We start from the raw sequence: 20884 nt of genomic DNA, 5'->3' as shown, positions 1-20884 counted from the left end.
CCTCGTTCACCCAGTCCGTGAAGACCGGGTCGGTGTCCGTCGCTCTGACTCGACAAAAGCTACGCCACCAACCCCACACACGCAAATCGGCAGGTCAGGGCGCTGGAGAGGCGTCGAGCCGGCCGAGACGGCACCGCACGCCTCGGAATCGGCGGTCAACTGGACAAAGCGTCGCGTGCAAATCGACGGGACCAACTCGGTGAGTCCGACACGGCTTCCCGAAAGTAGAAGCTCGGGCCATGGGCACCGATGAGGTCGAGAAAGCTCATGGTCGTCTGAGCAGCGAACTTGGCGTCGAACACGCCGGAATCCTCACTGGCCCAGCCCAATTCGGAGACCGTCTCGATCAGCATCTCGTTACGGTGGGCCGCTGAGGCCGATGCGGCCAGGGAGATCAGGAACAGCGTCGCGGCATCGGTCTCGTATGTCTCCCTCCCCAGCGGAAGCCGCGAGGCCGCATGCCGCCACATGCCGATCGGGTCGTCGGCCAGTGATTCGCCGAGCTTCGTGCGCAGCAGCCGCCCCTTCGCGATGCGGGTCAACCCGAGGTGTCGGACCGCCTCGCGCAAGTCGGTGACCTGATGGTGGTCGATCTCGCGGCTGCTCGACCCCACCCACCCCAGACCCCAATCGAGCTCGTCGCGGATCGCTGCCACGAACGCGGGCTTGAGGTAGCCGGCATCGGTGAGGACAGCCCCGCCGTCGCCGACCATTCGGAGGAACCAGGTGAGCTTGGCCATCGCGATCTCGGCAACCGGCAGGTCCACCGAACTCTCGACGGTGAGCTCGCACCGGGGCAGCAACGCCATCAATGACGGCACCTGGGTGGGTCGTACTCGGTCGAACAGTCGCCCGATGGCCGGTGCGGCCGCCACAGCTTCGGCGAGCGTCGACCTACCGACATCTGCCGATTGCAGCACGCGGTTGACTGCATCGACCTCGAAACGGGCCGGGTCGAACGTCGGACCCCACTGGGAGAGAAGTTCGGAGTGTTCGGGGTCGGACGAGTCTGCCGCGATGTCCAGCGCCTGGGTATAGCGCGACGGACCGCCCGAGGACTCGGGAGGACACGCGCGGGCACCGTCGAGACAGATCGAACGAAGGTCGTCGATATCGGAGTCCTCGTGTTCCAGCTCGACTGTGTGGGTCCACCCGTCACCGAAATCGTATTCGTACGTCATGACGGATCCCGGGTGCGTCAACACCTCGTCGACGCGTACCCGCTCCTCACTGGAGGCGTCGTCGTCCGGTTCGTCGTCGAGTGTCTCCTGCATCTCGAACCGTCGGGTCGCCCCCGCGGTTCTGACACTGAATGCGTGCAGGTGTCGGTCTTCCCAGCCCACGGCGATCTGCAGTACCGAATGCAACTCGGACAACAACAGATCCGATCGCACGCGCACTCGTCGCCAGATCGACGGCCGCGTGTGATCGATACTCACCCTCAGCACCAGATTCGCCAGGCCACGCGCGGCACCCTCCGTCGCGCTGGGTTCGGCCGGCTCGTCGGCTTCGGGGATATCCGGCACCACCGACAGGTGCCGAACGCGGCCGGTTCTGATCGACATGCGAACGACCCTAGCCGGATCGGTGCGGCATACCCAGGTGTCGCTGCCCGGCGCACTCGGTCGCCGTCTGCGGCGATAGAGCGGACAGGCATCGCTTACTCTCGCGCGGAGCAGACTCCGTGCGCCCTGGACTGCTGCGGCTCGGTCGCCGGGGCGTCCGCCCGACTGCATCTTTCCCGGCCCGACAGCACGGGGTTGGCATAGAAAATCCGAGTGCCTCTACGCCGCGGGAAGCGTCAGTCCGTCGTTGATCGCGGACACGTCGAATGCGAGCGCATCCAGCTGAGACTCGAGCGTCGTCACGGTCAACTGGACCAAGTACTGAGTTCCCTCGCCGACCACTGCGTAGCGCGTCGTCACCGCAGCCTCGAGCCCTTGGGCGACGTAGGTGCCCCGAATGAACCGTGACGGCCAACCGACCCACGACGCCGTACTCGCCTCCCGCTCGACCCACCCGGGCATCGCGCGCCCGTCACCGAAACCCAACGCCATCAACGCTTCCGGGTCGATGGAGTGAGAAAGCTTCCCGACCAGCAAGACAGCATTCGGCGCGAAACCGTTCTCCACCAGGTTCGGCTCGACCGTCACTTGGGTCGCACCGGGAAACTGTGCCGGATCGAGCGTCTGCCACCCCGCGGGAACCGGCACCGTGATGCCGAGATCGGCCGCCGCAGCGCCGTCCAGCGGCAACACCTGCAGTGCATGAGCGTCGAGATACTCGGCGATCGTGGTGGGTTCGGACGGTCGGGTCGTGGGAGAGTCGTTCACTGCAGGCCCTTCGTGGTGGTCGATTCGGCACGACCGAGGCTACCGGCGTCCGCCGAACCTACCTCGACGACTCCACACAGCAGCGCACTGTTGTTCGGAGACAACGCGATCCGTGATGTCGGACCCGGGTGGGTCGAGGGCCGGTCGACCGAGAACAGTATCGCGAACGACTACCGCTGCACTCGACGCTCGGTCAGTTCTTCGAGATAGCGAGCAACCGCATCGTCGTCGTGCGAATGCAGTACACGATCGGCCACAGCGCGCACCGGCTCCGCAGCATTCGATGGACACAGCGCGGTACCGGCCCACGCCAGCATGGGAAGGTCGTTGCGCGCATCCCCCACCGCTGCCACGTCGTCCTGAGCTACGCCCCACTGTTCGCACAACTCCGCCAGAGCAGTGGCCTTGGATACCCCGGCGGCGGACATCTCGATGTACGGTGCCCCGGAGTGCGTCAGCTCCACTCCGACGAGACCTGCCTCGGCCACCAACGCGTACAACTCCTCGCTCGGTGTATCACTGTGTCGTGCAACAATTTTGACTGTCGGCTCGATGTCGGCCGACAGACCGTCCTCCGACAGCTCCATCTCGTGCGGGTGGCGGTGATGGTCGGCGAAGACGCACAGCTCCGCGTATCGCGACTCGGCGACGAAACGAGTGGCACCCACAGTTGCGAACGCCACGCCGGGAACCAGAGATCGAACAGCGGAGGTGACAGCCGCGACCGTCTCCGTCGGCACCGACCTGGTCGCGACGATGACCGGGCTGCCATCGGCAAGGTCCAGCACCACCGCACCGTTCGCTCCCACTGCCGTACCGGTGAACCCACACGACGCCGCAAGCTCGGCGATGGAGTGCCGCGCCCGCGCCGTCGCCCACACCACCCGGATGCCTGCGGCTTCGGCCGCGGCCATCGCATCTGCCGTCCGCGCCGACACCGTTCGATCCGAACGAAGTAGCGTGCCGTCGAGATCGGTTGCGACTACCTGGATCTCTCCCGTGTGCCTCACCCGTCCGATACTGCCAGGTGCCGACGCGTCAGCCTGCCACCAACGTCAGGACCGAGATCTCACTCGGTGCGAACACCCGGAACGGCGGCCCCCAGAATCCCGACCCCCGACTGGTGTAGAGCTGCGTACGCGCTCCATGCCTGCTCAGTCCGTGCACCACCGGCTGGTCCAGTCGAACCAATGCCGCGAACGGCCAGATCTGACCGCCGTGGGTGTGGCCGGACACCTGTAGATCGACGCCCGCTCGGACGGCGTCGCCGATCTGTTTCGGCTGGTGGGCCAGCAGCAACACCGGGATCGACGGATCGGCCCCGGCCAGTGCCCCAGCCAGATCGGCACCGTGGCCGGGGGCACCCGACCCTGCTGCCGTGGCGTCGTCAACACCGGCGATGACCAAGGCATCGTCACCTCGATGCAGCACGACATGACGATTGTGCAGCGCGTTCCACCCGATGCTCTGCATGTGGTCCAGCCACTCCTGCGCCTCACCGAAATACTCGTGATTCCCGGTGACGCAGACGCGGGCGGCGGACGCGCGCATCGATTCCAGCGGCGCAGCCTGTTGCCTGCGCGTGGACACGGAACCGTCGGCAATGTCGCCGACGTGCGCGAGCACGTCCGGTTCGAGCGCGTTGACGGCATCGGTCAGTCGCCTCGACCACACGGTTCGGTTCACCGGCCCGAAGTGGGTGTCGGTGACCAGGACGACTCGCAGGCCGTCGAATCGGGCACCGAGCCGGGCAATGCTGACGCTCGTGTGCCGAACGCGCGGGGTCCGCATGGCCTCGTAATGGCCCCAGAGGGCAAGGCCGACGATCACTGTCACCGTCGCCGCCGCCGTGATTCGCGACCGCCATGGATCGTCGACACCGGCCGCCCACAGCCCGAGCCTGAGCAACAGCGAGAGCGCCGACCATACGAACGCGATCCAGGCGAGACCCAGCAGGACGTCGCCGAGACGCGCCCAGGCGTCCTTCCTGTCCCCCCCGATGCCGGGCCGGTGACCGAGATACATCGCGGTGGGCAAGGCGAGCGCGGCAGCGATCGCCAGTGCCGCGCCGAGCAGCCGAACCACCGGCGGCCACTGCGCCCCCGCGAACAGCACGGTCCACATGGGCAGCCCGAACAGCACCGCACACAGGGCAACGACCGTGGCCGGGACCATGATTCGCCGACGAAGTGTTCGGCCGGGCCGTTCGGGCACCGCCCTGTCGGCGTGCAGCCCCTGCGTCTGTCGATCTGCCATCGGCGGAGACCCTCTTTGCTCGAACGTGCACGAATACCGCGAACCAGACTACGACGGTAACGAGCTGCACGCTGATGGGCCGCGACTCCCGCGGACTACACCTACGGGCTGCGGCGCGTGGTGTATCCCCGCAGTCCGTTGAGAGGCAGTTGGTGCTCGGCGACCACCTCGTCGACCGAGCTCTCGGACTCCTCGACGCCACCACTCGATTCGACTCCGTCGACCGCGCCCCGCACTTCTTCGGAGCTGTCGACCGAATCGGATGCACCCGGTCCGTCCGAGTCCGCAGCTGCAGCAGGCACTTTCGGTGCTGTCGGGGGTGTGGACGCGCGCGGAGCTCCGGTCGCGTCGATCGTGCTCGAACCGTTCGCAGCACCGGTTCCGTTGGTCGACCCCGACCGTCTGGATGTGCCGGTTCCGTTCGTGGTGTCGGTGTCGGCGGTGTTGTCGGTAGGTATGTCGAGGCGAGGCATCGTCCACAGAGACAGCACCGAATCATGCCGAACGGGTGCGTTCGTTCGTGTCGCAGCCTCGAAAGCCCCGGAATCGTCGAACTGCGAGGACTCGAGCGGTACCGGTGTCCAGGTCTCCTCGGACGCCGTTCCGCCTTCCGCACCAACGGCACCGGGCTTGATTCCCAATCGCGCGAGGGTGAACCACAGACTGTCGAGAGCACCGTCACGGTCGAGGTGGTACTCCGATTCCCGCACGCGCCAGAACGTCCACCCGCATCGCTTGAGTTCCTGCTCGCGTTGCAGATCCGCCGATCGTTGCGCGGGGGTGGTCGAGAACGAATCACCGTCGCATTCGACGGCGAGGCGAGAGGACTCCCCCGTGACGACGAGCGCGATACGCCGATTGTTCACTTCGACACCGGGATTGACGTGGAAGCCACGCTCGACGAGGTCGTTGAACAGCTGCTGTTCCAGCAGCGTCTCGAACGGGGCTTTCCTGATCTCGCGCGAGACGTTCTGGGGCATCGGATCGGCGGGAGCAGGCGAGACCGACGTGACGTAGCCGAGCAGAGAGTTACGCAGGTCTGCTCGTTTGAGGCGATCGACGGTGACCGAATGGAACAGCCACAACTGATCCTGCGCCCGCGACGCGGCCACGTTGAACCGACGCTTGTACTGGTTCGAGGTCAGGGTGGCGAAGTTCTGATCCGGTGCTACCACCATCGACAGGAACACGACGTTGCGCTCGTCGCCCTGGAAGTCCGGTGGCGTGCCCACTCGCAAGCGGCGTTGTTCCCACTGCTCGATGCCGATACGTTTGATCAGCTCGTTGCGAATCTCGTCGACCTGCGACTGCCCCTGCAGCACAACGACTCCGAAGGTCAGGTCGTCGTACGCGGCATCGGCGAGGCACTCGGATATCTGCTCCGCGATGGCAATGGCCTCGGTCCGGTTGACGAGCGAGGCGTTCTTTCCGGTGACCGTCGCCCCGCGAACGTACGTGTGCCGAAGCGGCGGCAGGCGATCGGCACCGAACTGCCGCACCGGCACCAGTGGCGAGTCTCCGTAGAACTGCTGACTCGACCAATTGATGATCTCCGGCATAGAACGGAAGTGCTCTCGTAGTCGCACCACCTGACCGAACCGGGTGCGCAGCATCGAGAACAGACTCGACCGCGGTGTCAGCGTCGCCCGCACGTGCTCCGGTAGGTCCGGGAGATATACATCGAGGCGGTCGAACACGTCCTCGAGCGTGCCGGCCTGAGGGACATCGGCGGGCGCGCACTGCCGGTCGTCTCCCACCACGATCACCCGAGGCGCGAGGTACAGCAGGAACAGGCTCGTGATGTCGGCCTGGCTGGCCTCGTCGACGATGACGACGTCGAAGCTACCCGGCACCGGCGGAATCGACGCGAGCACCTGGGAGAGCGGCATGACCCATGCGGGCACCGCGCTCTGCGCCTCTCGCATCGCCGATCGTGCTGCGCTGCGGTAGGTTTCGGCGTACTTGCCGGCACCCGAACCGATACTGGAAATGTGCTCGCGGTAAGTCTGCAGTGCGCGAACCTCGACGGCCGTCATCCGCTGCAGGCTGTTGAGCCAGGCACTCGCGGCAGCGAGACGCGTCGTGAGATAAGCGATGTCGACATCCGCGGCCGCCAACTCCGCTTCGAGTTGCTGCTCGAGACCCCCGTGGTGCTGCTCACCGACCCATTCGCGCGCGCGACGCCACGCCCACGCCTTGGACAGCTGCCAACTGAGCTCGTCCCATTCCGGGTCTGCCGCGGTGTCCTTGACCAACTCGAACAGGGCCGGCGCGACTGCCGACAGTGTGGCCGACATCGACTCGAGCAGCAGCTGATTCTCCTGCTCCGCGCAGGCCTGAGCGTAGGCGGAGACCGCGCCCGCCAATTCCGCAGGATCGGCAGCGCCGAGGGCCGTCACCAGGTTCAGACCTTCGGGGGACGGTCCCGCGTCGATACGAGTGGCCACCGCGAACTGCAGAGCGTCCAGCTCGGCGCGGGCGATGTCGATGTCGACGCGCGCGGAGATGGCCGCAGCGGCTCCGGCTATCTCCTGAGCTTCGGCGAGGCTTCGAATCCACGGCGCAGCAGGCGACACCGTGTAGAGCCGGTGTACCAGTGCGTCACGAGCGGCAACCACTGCCGCCACGGAACGGAGTCGATCGGCGATCTGCGCAACGGTGTTGACGCGAATCGATCGAGGGCCGTCGAGTGGGACGACGATCGCCAGGTCGGCCAGCAACACCGCCGCCGTCTGCACGGTGTCGAGAGCCCGAATGTGTTCCGCAACAAGCCGAGCGGCCATCGCACTCGTCGCCGGTTGCCCGTCGACGGTGGCGACGATGCCGAGAGCTTCGACGGTCTTCTGCTCCTCGCTACGCCGAAATCGCGGCTTCCATTCGATTCCAGATTCCAGCGCAGCTGCGAGCGCATCCATACCCTGCAGAGTCGCAGCAGACGTGGACGAGCACTGCACGTCGTGCGCGCCGATGTACCGGTCGGACGCTGCGGCAGTGGCAACGAGGTCGTCGATTCCGCTGACCCGCGACCACAGGTGAGACGCTTCGCCGGACAGCACGGAGTCGGTCACCCGCGCATACGTGGCATCGAGCTCCGCGACCACTCGCACGCGAGCCGCCAATTCCTCGCAGAGAGAACGGATGTCGGACGAGACGGCAGGTTCGACGCCGCCCAGCAACGTGATGAGGTCGGCAGCCAGCGGCGGGACAGCGTCTATCGGCGTATGCACACGCCGGCACAGCGCTGCGAGTTCGGCCGAATTCGGCAGCATCGTTTCGGGACACGGCAGCACCTGGCGCGATCGTTGCTCGCGGGCTCCGTCGGAGGTCGCAATCAGCGCTCGGAGTTGGTCGACCTGGGCACCGTCGAACGGTGGCCGGTCGGCGAGCAACGGCCCGGGCAGCCACTCGTGGGCGCCTTCGGCTGCTTTGACCTTACGTACGATCGACGCCACCGTGCCGTCGTAACCATCCGAAACGTATTCGTGCACAACGGTTTCGGATTCACGAAGGGCGCTGACACGGTTCAGCAGTTCCGTCCGACGAGCGAGCGCGGCCGCGCGGCGGGTGGTGAGCGCGTCGATCTTCTGCTGCTCACTGGCTTCGTCGAACGAGGTCTTACGCTCGGCGATCTTGGCGACGCTGCGATTCAACTCGTCCGAACCACCACGGGAGAGGTCGGTGATCGAGACGCAGAGCTCCTGCAACTCGGGTGGCAGCTTGTCGCGCAGGACTCGCAAAGCTTGTGACTTTTCACTAGTGACCAGAACCCGCTGACCTCGCGCCAGCAGCCCGGACATCAGGTTCGCGATGGTGTGGGTCTTCCCCGTCCCGGGCGGCCCTTCGACGACCACACCGCTGTCGCGTCCGAGTCGTTCGATGATCTGCGACTGCTCGGCGTTGGCCGGCAGCGGAAGCAGAGGATCTTCGGCCAGCGCCGCCGACGCGCCGGCTCCGGTCCGTTCGAGCCATGCCATCCGATCGGCCGGCTCGATCGCGTCGACCAGTTGCGCGAGGCCCAGCGGAACCGGTGAGTCGGCGGCGTCGAGATCGGCGATCATCTGCTCGTAGTACTCGACCAGCGCGAACGAGTCGCGGGTTCGGAGCACGAGTGCGGGCGAGACCGTCAGCGTTCGATCGTCGTCGATGTACGCGAGAGCTCCCGGGGGCCCGAGCCGATCGAGCACCTCGATCTGGTGACGGGGAACTCGCGTCGCCCATTCACGCATGAATTCTTCGACGCCCTCACCGAGCGGCGAGTCGACGTTGCCGTGCAGCTTCTCGGCGAGAGCCACCGAGCCGGAGGTATCGAAGTCCTTCGATCCGGTGAGCAGCTGGCCGTCCTCGAGACGCGGGGTACTACCGGCGACCAGTCGAACCAACAGGTCGCCGGTCCGCACATCACGTTCGATTCCGGCCGACTGGGTGAGGAGGTGAGTACGCACGCTGCGCTGCGGGTCGGGGTTGCTCGACGTCAGCAGACCCGACGCCACCACCAGTTCGATCGACTCGGGGCGCGAGGCGAGCTCTTGCATCATCAGTTGCAGCGCCTGGTACAGCGCTGCCTTGGGCCGCCGGTCTCGATCTTCCTGAGCCCACTGCTTCCAGGACTCCGAGTACTGCTCGAAAGCCTTCTTGATCTCGTAGGCCTTGCGAATATCGAAATCGGCGTCGGACTCCTGCGCCTCGCCGCGACGACGTGATGCCGCCGTCGACGCGTCGGCGAGCTCGATCTCGCGGTAGCGACTGTCACCGACGACCTGGGGATCGAGCCAACCCGTCAGGAGCGCCGGTGGCTCGGGCGGGTCGTCGACGGCGATGCGCGGCGCCCGAAGTACGACCCCGCCCTGGCCGGCCTTCGGGTCGAGACGAACCGGAATCTCACCGGAGTACAGCCACTCGACCTGGACATGATCGTCGAACCTCAGGACCGGATTCGACCGCGCCTCGACTATCTCGCGCAGGAAGCGCAACAGGCGCGCAACCCTGCTCTTGAGCTCGTCGTCGTATTCACGACCGGTAGCCGCTGCAGCCGTCACAGTTTCCCCACAAATGCTCGAATGGCCGTCCCGCCAGGGGACAGTGCTTACGCACCCGCGTCACAGTAGCCGTTGAAAAGCAGTTGTTCACCGGGGTCCGAGCACACAGAATGCGTTCTAGTGTTCGGTCACAAAGACCGACTCGGTTGCTTGGAACGACAACAGAAAACGCGGCCCGTCCGGACACGCATGGGCCGACGATCGCAGGAGCGTCGCATGCGCAAGCTGGTCTACTACATCGCCGTCACACTCGACGGATTCATCGCCGCGCCCGACGGCACCTACGACTGCTTCGCGACCGAGGGTGATCACCTCGAGGCCATCGTGACCGAGCTGCCCGAGACGCTGCCGGTGCACGTCCGCGCCGCACTCGGCATCGATGCCCCGCCGGCGCGGTTCGACACCGTGGTGATGGGCCGGGCGACCCTGCAACCCGCACTCGACATCGGCATCACCAGCCCGTACCCCCATCTGCGGCAGTACGTGCTCTCCCACACGTTGCCTGCCGCGACGGACGCGACCGAGCCGATCGTCGGCCGGAACCCGATCGACCTGATTCGAGAACTCAAAGCCGAGGACAGCGACGCCGACGTGTGGCTCTGCGGCGGCGGCCACCTCGCGGGGCAGCTCGTCGACGAGATAGACGAGCTGTTTCTCAAGGTCTATCCCGTCGTGCTCGGCCGGGGTATCGCGCTGTTCGCGCCCGAGACCGGACCCGAGCCGCCGATCGCACGACGGTTCGAGCATCTGCACTCACGCCAGTTCGACAGCGGCGTGCGGTTCACCCGGCTGGTTCGCCCCGACGGCGGTGAGCGATGACGTATAAAGACTGAATGCCTGCCGCACCGGTGTCCGAAGGGGAGCAGCCGACTCGCCGGCCAACGACCCAGCGCGGACTACGGACCCGATCCGCACTGGTGGCAGCCGCCCGACGCGTGTTCGAGGACAGCGGCTACCTCGATTCCCGGCTGATCGACATCACCAGAGCCGCGCACTGCTCGGCTGGGACCTTCTACACGTATTTCACCAGCAAGGAAGAGATTCTGGCCGCGGTGCTCGAACAGGCCAGGGACGACATGCTGCACCCCGGCACGGAACGGGTGGACCCGCACGACGATCCCGCTGCCGTGATCGCAGCCAGCAACCGGGCGTACTTCGAGGCATATCGGCGCAACGCCAAGCTGATGGCACTGCTCGAGCAGGTCTCCAACATCGATCCCGACTTTCGCCGCCTACGCCGCGAACGCGCCGACGCGTTCGTTCGACGCAACGCACGCAGTATCGAGAGCCTGCAGAAACGCGGCGTGGCGGATACCGACCTCGATCCCCTGCTCGCCTCCCGCGCGTTGTCGTCGATGATCAGTCGTCTCGCGTTCAACCACTTCGTCGTCGACGCCGAGGACGGCAATCCCGACGCCGACTACGAGGCGCTGCTCGCCACTGCGACGAGGCTGTGGGTCAACGCGTTGCGGATACCGGACAAGAGCGTCGGACACACCGGATGAACGCCTCCTCGGCAACCTGCTGCTCGTCCGAAACCGCCTTCGTCGACCTGTACCCGTCGGTAATGTACTCGCCGGTAGCCAGAGATGGTGAGGAATCACGAATTATGCGTCCCGACAACACTACTCGTGAGTACGAATCCAATGTGAGGCAGAGCAAAGAAAATGTCCAGTACGGAATGTGTTGTCACAGAATTGAATTGGCTCGTTCGTGATCAATCACACTCACCCCGAACGCCGTTGGCACGGCACAGGGCCCTGTTGCCGCTAGAATAAGTCGACCGGAGTGCTGCATGGGCGCAGGACCGGAGCCTGCGGAACGACCCGACAACCATCAAACGGACATGCCCAGCCGGACCCACCTCCCATCGAGTGCACCGACGCGATGTGCGCCTACACCGAGCGAAGAGAGATACGTTGTTCAAGCGGATTGCAGTAGTCAACCGAGGCGAGGCAGCAGTACGGCTGATCCGAGCCGTCCGAGAGCTCAACGCCGAACACGATTACGGCATCCGCACCGTAGCGCTGCACACCGAGGCCGAGAAGCGGGCCATGTTCGTCCGCCTGGCCGACGAAGCGGTCACGCTGCGTAAGCCGGCGAGCGGTTCGGCCTACCTCGATTACGGCGTGCTGGAAGCGGCACTGGTGGAGTCCGGTGCGGACGCCGTGTGGGTCGGGTGGGGCTTCGTCGCCGAGGACCCGACGTTCGCCGACCTGGTCGCCCGCTTGAACATCACCTTCATCGGCCCGTCCGCGGACGCGATGCGCCTGCTGGGTGACAAGGTCGAGGCCAAGATTCTCGCCGAGAAGGTCGGCGTTCCCGTCGCACCGTGGTCCGGCGGCCCCGTCGAGACCCGCGCCGACGCCCGTCGCCACGCCGCGGCGATCGGTTACCCGTTGATCATCAAGGCCCGCTCGGGCGGCGGTGGCCGCGGCATCCGCAAGGTCTTCCACGAGGACGAACTCGAACTGTCCCTCGAACGCACCCAGGGTGAGGCCGAGCGCTCGTTCGGCGACCCCGTCGTATTCCTCGAGCGTCTGGTCACCGATGCCCGGCACGTCGAGGTCCAGGTCATTGCCGACAGTCACGGCAACGTGTGGGCCCCCGGTGTGCGCGACTGCTCGATTCAGCGCCGCAACCAGAAGGTCATCGAGGAGTCCAGCTCCCCGCTGCTGACCAAGGAACAGTCCGATCAGCTGCGCACCGCGTCGGCCGAGCTGGTCAAGGCAGCCGGATATCAGGGCGCGGGCACCGTGGAGTACCTCTACCAGCCCGAGCAAAAGATCTTCACGTTCCTCGAGGTCAACACCCGCCTGCAGGTCGAGCACCCGATCACCGAATACACCACCGGCATCGACCTGGTGAAGCTGCAGATCCTCGTCGCCGACGGCCAGGCACTGCCCGGCGACTGCCCGCCCGAGTTCGGTCACGCCGTCGAGGCCCGCCTCAACGCCGAGGACGCCGACAACGGCTTCGCACCGGCCCCCGGCACCGTCGAGCTGCTCAAGTTCCCCCTCGGCACCGGCATCCGCGTCGACACCGGCATCGCCCAGGGCGATGTCATCCCACCCGACTACGACTCCATGGTTGCCAAGGTCATCGCCTGGGGCCGAGACCGCAGCGAAGCGCTGGCGAGACTGCGCAACGCACTGCGCGAGACCACGGTCGTCATCGACGGCGGCACCACCACCAAGTCGTTCCTGCTCAGCCTGCTCGACCGCGAGGAAGTCATCTCCGCCTCCGCCGACACCGGCTGGCTCGACCGCACCGAAGCCGGTTCCCAGGTTGGGCCGACCGCCGTCGCCGACATCGCCATCATCGCCGCAGCGATCGACGCCTACGACGCCGAAGAAGGCCGCGAACGCACCTCGTTCCTCAACTCCGCTCGCGGCGGCCGCCCACGCGCGACACACGCCATCGGCCGCATTGTCGAGCTGAACTACCAGGGCCAGGCCTACAAGCTCGAGGTCGGCCAGACCGGTACTCACCGCTACAGCATCGAAAGCGACGGCATCGGCGAACTGCAGGTCGACGTCGAGCGCCTCGGCACCTACGAGAGCCGCCTCGTCATCGGTGACCGCCGCTACCAGGTGGTCACCGTCGCCGGAGCCGCCCACTTCCTCGTCGAGGTCGACGGCATCAGCCATCAGATCTCCCAGGACGAGGCCGGGCTGGTCCGCGCGCCTGCACCCGCTGTCGTCGTCGCCGTCCCGGTCGCCGTCGGCGACGAGGTCGAAGCAGGACAGACCCTCGTCGTCCTCGAATCGATGAAGATGGAAACTGCCGTCCGGTCCCCGTACGCGGGCACCGTGCGTGAGGTCCTGGCCTCGGTCAACGGACAGGTCGACGCGGGAGCTGCACTGCTGCGCGTCGATCAGGCCGGAGAACAGAAAGTCTCCGAGCAGGCACCTCGGGTGCAGTTCCGTGGCGTCGACGACGCCGCGCAGCGCTCGCCGCAGCGTCGCGCACTGGACCGGCTCGACGAACTCGCTGCCCTCATCACCGGCTTCGACGTCAGCGGTGCCCGGGCTCGAAACCTGTTGTCCACCTACGAGACTCTGCGTGGCGAGGTGCCACGCGACGATTCGGAGCTGGTCACCGCCGAACTGGCGTTGCTGAACACCTTCGCCGACATCTGCGAGCTCTCCCGCAACCGTCCGACGATGGACGAGGAGACGGGCGACGAGCGAGTCCACTCCCCCCGCGAGCACTTCCACTCGTTCCTGCACTCGCTCGACGCGGACGTCCAAGGTCTGCCGGAGTCGTTCCGCGCCAAGCTCACTCGCGCGCTCGCGCACTACGACGCTGCCATCGACGAGGGCCGAACCCCGGCTCTCGAAGAGGCCGTCTACCGCGTCTTCCTCGCCCTGCAGCGCATGGAGAACCAGGTTCCGGTCATCGCGGCCCTCCTCGGCCACTGGCTCAGCGACTCCTCCGCCCAGCCCGAAGCCACCCCGGCCATGGCCGAGGTACTCGAGCGCCTCATCGGTGCCACCCAGGCCCGCTACCCCGTCATCGGCGACGTCGCCCGCAACCTGCGCTTCCGGTTGTTCGACGAGCCGCAGATCCGGATCGCCCGCGAGAAGGTCTACGACGGCGTCCGTGGCAGCCTGCAGTACCTGGCCGAGAACCCCGACGCAGCCGACTACTCGGCTCGTGTAGCCGCTCTCGTGGCGACACCGGAACCGCTGATCGAGCTTCTGGCACAACGGATCACCGATCCCGGTGCTCTGCTCGAGGTGATCACCCGTCAGTACTACGAAATTCGCACCCTCGAGGATGTCAAGGCCTTCGACCGCGACGGTAAGCACTTCGTCACCGGCAACTTCGAGCTCTCGGGCGAACGACTGCATCTGATCTCGACCGCGACGGACTTCGACTCTCTCGCAACGACTCTCGACGCCGTCGAGGACATCGCCGGTCCGTCGCCGGAAAACCTTGCCGTCGATCTGTACCTGTCGTGGCCCGACGCCCCCGCCGACGGCGACGTGCTCTCGGCCCGACTGCAGGAAGTTCTGGCCGCCCACTCCGGCTCCGGCCGCTGGCGCCGGGTCACGGTCACCGTGTTCGGCGCGGTCACGCGAAAGATGACGTACCGCCGCACCACGGTCGAGGGATCCGAGCCCCTCGCCGAGGACACCATCATTCGGGACATGCACCCACTCACCGGTCAGCGACTCGACCTGTGGCGACTGAAGAACTTCGACGGAGTTCGCCTGCCTGCCAGCGCCGGGACCTACCTGTTCCACCTGACGTCCAAGGCCAACCCGTCGGACGAGCGACTCGTCGCCCTCGCCGAGATCCGCGGCATCACAACACAATTGGACGACGCCGGAAACATCGTCGCCGTGCCGGAGATCGAACGAACCGTCGCAGCCTGCCTCGACGGAATCCGCCGGGCCCAGGCCGGACGCGGCAAGAAGCGTCTCGACGCCAACCGCGTCGTGCTCTACGTCTGGCCGGTACTGAACGTTCCCGCCGACCGCATCGCCACCATCGCCCGGCACATCGCGCCGCTGACCATCGGAGCCGGACTCGAAGAGATCACGCTGATCGCACGCCTGGCCGAAACACCGGGCGCGACGCCGCGCGAGGTGGCTCTGCGCCTGTCGTACCGGTCCGGTGCCGGCATCGTCGCCAAGGTGACTCCGCCGCCGACCGAGCCGATGCGCCCACTCGACGAGTACACCCAGAAAGTGCAGCGGTCCCAGGCCCGCGGCACCGTGTACCCGTACGAGCTGATTCCGTTGCTCAGCAGCAACGGCGGCACGTTCACCGAGTACGACTTCGACGCCGACGGCGTGCTCGCCCCGGTCGATCGTCCCTACGGCCGCAACTCCGCGGGCGTCATCGTCGGTGTGGCCACCACCCCGACCGCCAAGTACCCCGAGGGCATCACCCGCGTCGCACTCTTCGGTGACCCCACCAAGGCGCTCGGCACCGTCGCCGAGGCGGAATGCTCGCGGATCGTTGCGGCCATCGACCTCGCCGAACAACTCGGTGCCCCCGTCGAATGGTTCGCATTGTCCTCCGGCGCAACGATTTCCATGGAATCGGGCACCGAGAACATGGACTGGGTCTCGCGCGGCCTGCGCCGCATCATCACCTTCACCCAGGCCGGCGGAGAGATCAACATCGTCGTCGCAGGCATCAACGTCGGCGCGCAGCCGTACTGGAACGCCGAAGCCACGATGCTCACCCACACCAAGGGCATCCTGGTGATGACCCCCGACAGTGCGATGGTGCTCACCGGAAAGCAGTCCCTGGACTACTCGGGCGGCGTCTCGGCCGAGGACAACTTCGGTATCGGTGGCTACGACCGCGTCATGGGCCCCAACGGCCAGGCGCAGTACTGGGCACCGAACCTGCGAGCCGCATGCGACATCCTGTTCGCCCACTACGATCACGCGTATGCCGCACCGGGAGAACGCTTCCCACGCCGTGCAGCCACCGCCGATCCCACCGAGCGTGACGTGCGCACCTACCCGCACGTGCACCCGTCCAGCGACTTCACCACCGTCGGCGACATCTTCTCCTCGGTCACCAACCCGGACCGCAAGAAGCCGTTCGACATCCGCACCGTGATGCGCGCCGTGGTCGACCAGGACCACTCGGTGCTCGAGCGGTGGGCCGACATGGCCGACGCCGACACCTCGGTGGTGTTCGACGCCCACCTCGCCGGAATCCCGGTGAGTGTGATCGGTATCGAATCGCGAGCCATCCCCCGCAAGGGCTGGTTCCCGTCCGACGGCCCCGATCAGTGGACCTCGGGAACCCTGTTCCCGAACTCGTCGAAGAAGACGGCACGCGCCATCAACGCCGCCAGCGGAAGCCGGCCGATCGTGGTGCTGGCCAACCTCTCCGGCTTCGACGGATCACCGGAATCGCTGCGCAACATCCAGCTCGAATACGGTGCCGAAATCGGCCGCGCCATCGTCAACTTCGACGGACCGGTCGTGTTCTGCGTCGTCTCGCGCTACCACGGCGGCGCGTTCGTGGTGTTCTCCGGAGCACTCAACGACAACATGGAGGTCCTCGCAGTGGAGGGCTCCTTCGCCTCCGTACTCGGCGGTGCCCCGGCAGCAGCCGTGGTATTCACCCGCGACGTCAACGCCCGCACCGCAGCGGACGCCGACGTCAAGGAGCTCGAAGCACGACTGAACGCAGCCGAGGACGACGCCACCCGCTCGGCACTGCGCGTCGAACTGGCCACCGTGCGAGCTAACGCCCGCAACGCCAAACTGGGTGAGGTGGCAGCCGAATTCGAGGCCATCCACAACATCCAGCGCGCACAGAGCGTCGGATCGGTGCACCACATCGTCCCCGCCGCCGAACTACGCCCGCAGCTGGTCGCCGCCGTCGAACGCGGAATGGCGCGGTCGTTGGCGAAGTAGGGCTCAGGCTCCACGCACACGCGCGCGCGTTTGCTCGATGCGAGCGGAATGGTGAACGATTCCGCGAGCGTCCGGCGAACGCGCGCGCGTTTGATGGTTCAGGGGGTTTGTCGGTTGGGGGTTCAGTGCAGGGCGTGCGCTACCAGTAGGTCACGTCCGTTGCGACGACACCGGTGCATTGACCGGTGAAGATGGTCACCGCGCAGGCCTCCCAGAGCCGCGACAGCATCTCGAAACCGCCCAACGCACTGCTCGCGCTACCGGTGCTCGCGCTTCCGGTATCGGCCACCGCGACCGCTGGCGACGCTATGGCGATGACGGCAGCTCCCAACACAACAGCAATACGACGCTTCACGCAGTTCTCCTCTGTTCTTCCATCGGACAAATCTGCTCGACACGGTAACCTCGCGCCCGAATTGTCACCATCGTCTCGTCCGAACGAACGATTCCTGGGCGTCAGAGCTGGAGTTCTCGGGCGCTGGCGAATCGCCGCTGTTCGCCGGTGAGCGGGTCGATGAAGTCCAGTGCCCGGGCCAGGAGCTGCAACGGCCGAGTGAAGTCGTCGGCGGGAGTCGATGTGTACACCGGATAGTACGGATCGTTGACGATGGGAATCCCCAACGACGACAGATGGATTCGCAGCTGATGGGTCTTACCCGTCTTGGGGAAGAGTCGATAGCGGGCGAGGTCGCCGAGAGTGTCGATGAGCTCGATTCTGGTTTCACTGTTCGGCTCCCCCGGCTCCTCGTACGCCGTCATGACACCGTGTTCCTTGAGGATCCTGCTCTGCACGACGCGCGGAAACTGCAGTGCTGCATCGAAACCCGCGACGGCCTCGTACTCTTTGGCGACGTTGCGCGTCGAGAAGAGTTCCTGGTACGGCCGTCGGGCATGCTTGGTCTTGGTGAAGAGCAGCACTCCAGCAGTGGCGCGATCGAGTCGATGCGCGGGCGTGAGGTCGGGGCAGTCGAACTGCTTGCGCAGCCGCACGGTCGCGGTTTCGGTGACGTGCCGACCACGCGGGATGGTGGCGAGGAAATGTGGCTTGTCGACCACCAGCAGATTTTCGTCCTCGTGCAGGATGCCGATCTCGAACGGCACCGGAACCTCGTGCGCCGGAACACGATAGAAGTACACCAGACTGCCGGCGCGGTAGCGAGTGTCCAAAGTTATGGGCCGACTCTTCTCGTCCACAAGTTCGGCGTCGCCGATTGCCCGACGCCAATCGTCGTCGGGCATCTCACGTTCGAGATATTCGACGATGGTGGTGGCCGGATCACCATGCGGCAGAAGCAGTCTCAGAGGCGCGAGACCGTCTCGAAAGGGCAGCATCACTCAGGCGCACTCGAGACAGATCAACCGCAAACCACGGCCGGCATCACCGTCGAAGTCCTGGTACCGGGACGTCGGGTTGCCGCACGCACTGCAGCGACCGATGACGGCGGTGTGGTCGGAGAAGTTCTGTGCCATCCGCTTGTCGAAGACGAAGAGCGAGCCCTCCCAGAGCGCGTCGTCGCCGAAAGTCTCTGCGTACCGGACGATTCCGCCGTCGAGCTGATAGACCTCCTCGAACCCGCGAGCCACCATCAACGAGGACAAGACCTCGCACCGCACTCCCCCGGTGCAGTACGTGACCACCGGGGACTTCTTGAGGTGGTCGTAGGCACCGGAATCGAGCTGCGAGACGAAGTCCTTCGTCGTCTCCACGTCGGGGACCACTGCATTCTTGAACTTGCCGATCTGCGCTTCGAAGGCATTCCGGCCGTCGAAGAAGACGACGTCGTCGCCACGGGAATCGACGAGCTCGTGCACCTGCTCCGGACTCAGATGAGTTCCGCCGCCGACCACGCCGTCGGTGTCGACCTTCAGTTCCCCGGGGGCTCCGAACGTGACGATCTCGTCGCGCACTCGCACGCTCAATCGCGGAAAGTCGTTCCCGAGGCCGTCTGACCATTTAATATCGGCCGCTTTGAAGGCCGGGTAGCTGCGGGTGCCGCGGACGTACCTCTTGACGTCGTCGACGTCGCCGCCCACCGTCGCGTTGATGCCGTGTTCGGAGATGAGGATGCGTCCGGTCAGGTTGTTGGACGCGGCCAGCGTCTGCTGCCACAGCCGGATCGCCTCGGGATCTGCCAGCGGAGTGAAGACGTAGAACAGGACGATTTTCGGTACAGCCACGCCGTCCAGTATGGCGGGTCAGCCCAGTGGCGGTGCCGCCGCCCGAAGCCGCTGGGTGCCGGAGTCGACGGTGTAGCCCGCTCCCCAGTACACGCCGGTCCTCGGATCCTCCTTGGCGGTGAGGAACCAGTGGTCCATCCGAGCCGCCGTCTTGGTGACCTCGAAGACGCCGAAACCGTGACTGTCGAGATCGACGAACTTCACGTGCTGGTTGAGCGCCTTGAACGCTTCCTCGGCGACCCGGCCCAGCGTGTGCGGCGGAGTGTGCGTCAGATCGTCGATGTTGGCCGAGCTCACCGAGGTGACGACGAGCTCGGTGGCAGCCGGTTCCGTCGTTGCGTAGTGCGCTGCGTCGAGGGGTACCTCGCAGGCCCAAGCGGAGTGGATGTCGCCGGTGATGAAGACCGTGTTGTCGACGCCTGCGTCCACGATGGCACCGAGCAGCTTGCGGCGGTCGGCCGTGTATCCGTCCCAGGGATCTGCGTTGTAGGGCAAGCCGCCCTCCGGGATTCCGAGGAGCGAGGTGACGGCCCTGGCTGCGTCTCGATCGAGCGGTGGGATCAGAGTGGGCGTGATCATCACCGGGTTGCCGACGATCTTCCACTGCGTCGGCGACGACACGATGCCGTCGGTGAGCCACTGCATCTGCTCGGCACCGGTGATGGTGCGGTTCGGTGAATCGACCTCGGGGCCGTTGAACGGCAACACCTGCTGCGAGCGGTAGGTGCGCAGGTCCAGCATCGAGAGTTCGAGCAAGTTGCCGAACCGCAGCCTGCGGTACAGGTGACGGTTGGTGGCAGTGCCTGCTGCGCGGACCGGCATCCACTCGTAGTAGGCCTTCTCGGAGTTGGCCTTGCGCGTGTACCAATCGCCCTCGGTGGCCGGCGTGTGGTTCTCGGCGCCGCCGTCGTACGCGTCGTTGGCCGACTCGTGGTCGTCCCACGTGCAGATCCACGGAACGTCGACGTGCGCTGCTTGCAGATCCGGGTCGGACTTGTACTGACCGTGCCGCTGGCGGTAGTCGGCGACGGTGACGATCTCGTGGGTGGGCGAATGCTGCCGGACGACGCCGTCGCGCCCCGGAAATCCGCCCGTCTCGTACTCGTAGATGTAGTCGCCGAGATGGACGATGGCGTCGAGGTCTCCCCTGGCTGCCAGGTGGCGATAGGCACCGAAGTAGCCCGACTCCCAGTTGGAGCACGAGACGACGCCGAAACGCATCGCATCGATGTCGGCATCGTTGGCCGGGGCGGTGTGCGTGGTCCCGACGGCCGACGCCGCGTCGTTCGTGCGGAAATCGTAGAAGTACGTGGTGTCTGCGCTGAGGCCGTCGACGTCGACCTTCACGGTGTGATCGGTATCGGGGCCGGTGGAGACGGTTCCGGAGGCGACGACGCCACTCATGTCTACGTTCCGGGCGATGCGCCAGGTCACCGATACCTGCGGGCCGACGCCGGAGCCTGGGGTGGCGTCGGGCGTGGGGGTGATGCGGGTCCACAGAATGATCGCGTCGGGCAACGGATCTCCCGATGCCACCCCGTGCAGAAAGCCTCGGTCGCTGCCCTGGGCGTGGGCGACCGCCGGCAGTGTCGTGACGACTCCGGCCACGGCAACGGCCACCGACGACGAGCGAAGAAACGTTCTTCTGGACAGCGCAGAATCAGCGGGCATCGGGTCAGTCCAT

Annotated in this window: 12 protein-coding genes; 3 read left to right on the top strand and 9 right to left on the bottom strand. The window is 66.0% G+C overall.

Features of this window, described 5'->3' with window-relative positions; translation table 11 throughout:
* Nucleotides 1-155: 155 nt before the first annotated feature.
* The 5 genes from AB0P23_RS19970 to AB0P23_RS19950 all read right to left on the bottom strand — a co-directional run bounded on the left by AB0P23_RS19970 (nt 156) and on the right by AB0P23_RS19950 (nt 9625).
* Nucleotides 156-1565 carry a plasmid pRiA4b ORF-3 family protein gene (locus AB0P23_RS19970; RefSeq protein WP_032375465.1) on the bottom strand — a complete coding sequence of 470 codons (1410 nt, stop codon included), beginning with the start codon at nt 1563-1565 and terminating at the stop codon, nt 156-158.
* A 219-nt stretch (nt 1566-1784) separates the two neighbouring features.
* On the bottom strand, nt 1785-2333 hold the full coding sequence (locus AB0P23_RS19965) for an LpqN/LpqT family lipoprotein (protein ID WP_045840977.1): 549 nt from the start codon (nt 2331-2333) through the stop codon (nt 1785-1787).
* A gap of 170 nt (nt 2334-2503) precedes the next feature.
* A complete protein-coding gene (locus AB0P23_RS19960; protein ID WP_027497968.1) occupies nt 2504-3343 on the bottom strand; it encodes an HAD family hydrolase in 840 nt (279 codons plus the stop codon).
* A 28-nt stretch (nt 3344-3371) separates the two neighbouring features.
* A complete protein-coding gene (locus AB0P23_RS19955) occupies nt 3372-4589 on the bottom strand; it encodes a metallophosphoesterase (protein ID WP_363798961.1) in 1218 nt (405 codons plus the stop codon).
* 101 nt (nt 4590-4690) lie between these two features.
* On the bottom strand, nt 4691-9625 hold the full coding sequence (locus tag AB0P23_RS19950) for an AAA domain-containing protein (protein ID WP_363798959.1): 4935 nt from the start codon (nt 9623-9625) through the stop codon (nt 4691-4693).
* Between the two features lie 216 nt (nt 9626-9841).
* Between AB0P23_RS19950 and AB0P23_RS19945 the strand changes: the two genes are divergently transcribed.
* The 3 genes from AB0P23_RS19945 (at nt 9842) to AB0P23_RS19935 (ending at nt 17022) form a co-directional block, all read left to right on the top strand.
* Nucleotides 9842-10444, top strand: a complete 603-nt coding sequence (locus AB0P23_RS19945; protein WP_363798957.1) for a dihydrofolate reductase family protein — start codon at nt 9842-9844, stop codon at nt 10442-10444.
* Between the two features lie 14 nt (nt 10445-10458).
* Entirely contained in the window at nt 10459-11130 is a 672-nt protein-coding gene (locus AB0P23_RS19940) for a TetR/AcrR family transcriptional regulator (RefSeq protein ID WP_032371643.1), read from the top strand.
* Between the two features lie 414 nt (nt 11131-11544).
* The gene (locus AB0P23_RS19935; protein WP_363798955.1) at nt 11545-17022 is read left to right on the top strand and encodes a carboxyl transferase domain-containing protein; all 5478 of its coding nucleotides are present in this window, start codon (nt 11545-11547) and stop codon (nt 17020-17022) included.
* Nucleotides 17023-17161: 139 nt separating this feature from the next.
* Here AB0P23_RS19935 and AB0P23_RS19930 read toward each other — a convergent pair whose 3' ends face one another.
* The 4 genes from AB0P23_RS19930 to AB0P23_RS19915 form a co-directional block, all read right to left on the bottom strand.
* On the bottom strand, nt 17162-17377 hold the full coding sequence (locus AB0P23_RS19930) for a hypothetical protein (RefSeq protein WP_363798953.1): 216 nt from the start codon (nt 17375-17377) through the stop codon (nt 17162-17164).
* A gap of 101 nt (nt 17378-17478) precedes the next feature.
* The gene (locus tag AB0P23_RS19925; RefSeq protein ID WP_363798968.1) at nt 17479-18354 is read right to left on the bottom strand and encodes a pseudouridine synthase; all 876 of its coding nucleotides are present in this window, start codon (nt 18352-18354) and stop codon (nt 17479-17481) included.
* A 3-nt stretch (nt 18355-18357) separates the two neighbouring features.
* Nucleotides 18358-19200 (bottom strand): rhodanese-related sulfurtransferase, encoded by an 843-nt coding sequence (locus AB0P23_RS19920; protein WP_222074028.1) that lies wholly within the window; start codon nt 19198-19200, stop codon nt 18358-18360.
* Between the two features lie 18 nt (nt 19201-19218).
* Nucleotides 19219-20871: an alkaline phosphatase D family protein gene (locus AB0P23_RS19915; protein WP_283551019.1), complete on the bottom strand. Its 1653-nt coding sequence runs from the start codon at nt 20869-20871 to the stop codon at nt 19219-19221.
* Nucleotides 20872-20884: the final 13 nt, after the last annotated feature.

It is taken from the genome of Rhodococcus sp. NPDC077669 (genome assembly GCF_040686915.1).
Taxonomy (GTDB): Bacteria; Actinomycetota; Actinomycetes; order Mycobacteriales; family Mycobacteriaceae; genus Rhodococcoides; species Rhodococcoides fascians.
The sequence above is the reverse complement of the archived record's forward strand: the minus strand, read 5'-3'. Positions and strand labels throughout refer to the sequence as shown.

Coding starts and splice junctions, on each gene's coding strand:
- AB0P23_RS19945 (WP_363798957.1), top strand. CDS start 9,842: ATGCGCAAGCTGGTCTACTACATCGCCGTCACACTCGACGGATTCATC.
- AB0P23_RS19955 (WP_363798961.1), bottom strand. CDS start 4,589: ATGGCAGATCGACAGACGCAGGGGCTGCACGCCGACAGGGCGGTGCCC.
- AB0P23_RS19970 (WP_032375465.1), bottom strand. CDS start 1,565: ATGTCGATCAGAACCGGCCGCGTTCGGCACCTGTCGGTGGTGCCGGAT.
- AB0P23_RS19940 (WP_032371643.1), top strand. CDS start 10,459: ATGCCTGCCGCACCGGTGTCCGAAGGGGAGCAGCCGACTCGCCGGCCA.
- AB0P23_RS19915 (WP_283551019.1), bottom strand. CDS start 20,871: ATGCCCGCTGATTCTGCGCTGTCCAGAAGAACGTTTCTTCGCTCGTCG.
- AB0P23_RS19925 (WP_363798968.1), bottom strand. CDS start 18,354: ATGCTGCCCTTTCGAGACGGTCTCGCGCCTCTGAGACTGCTTCTGCCG.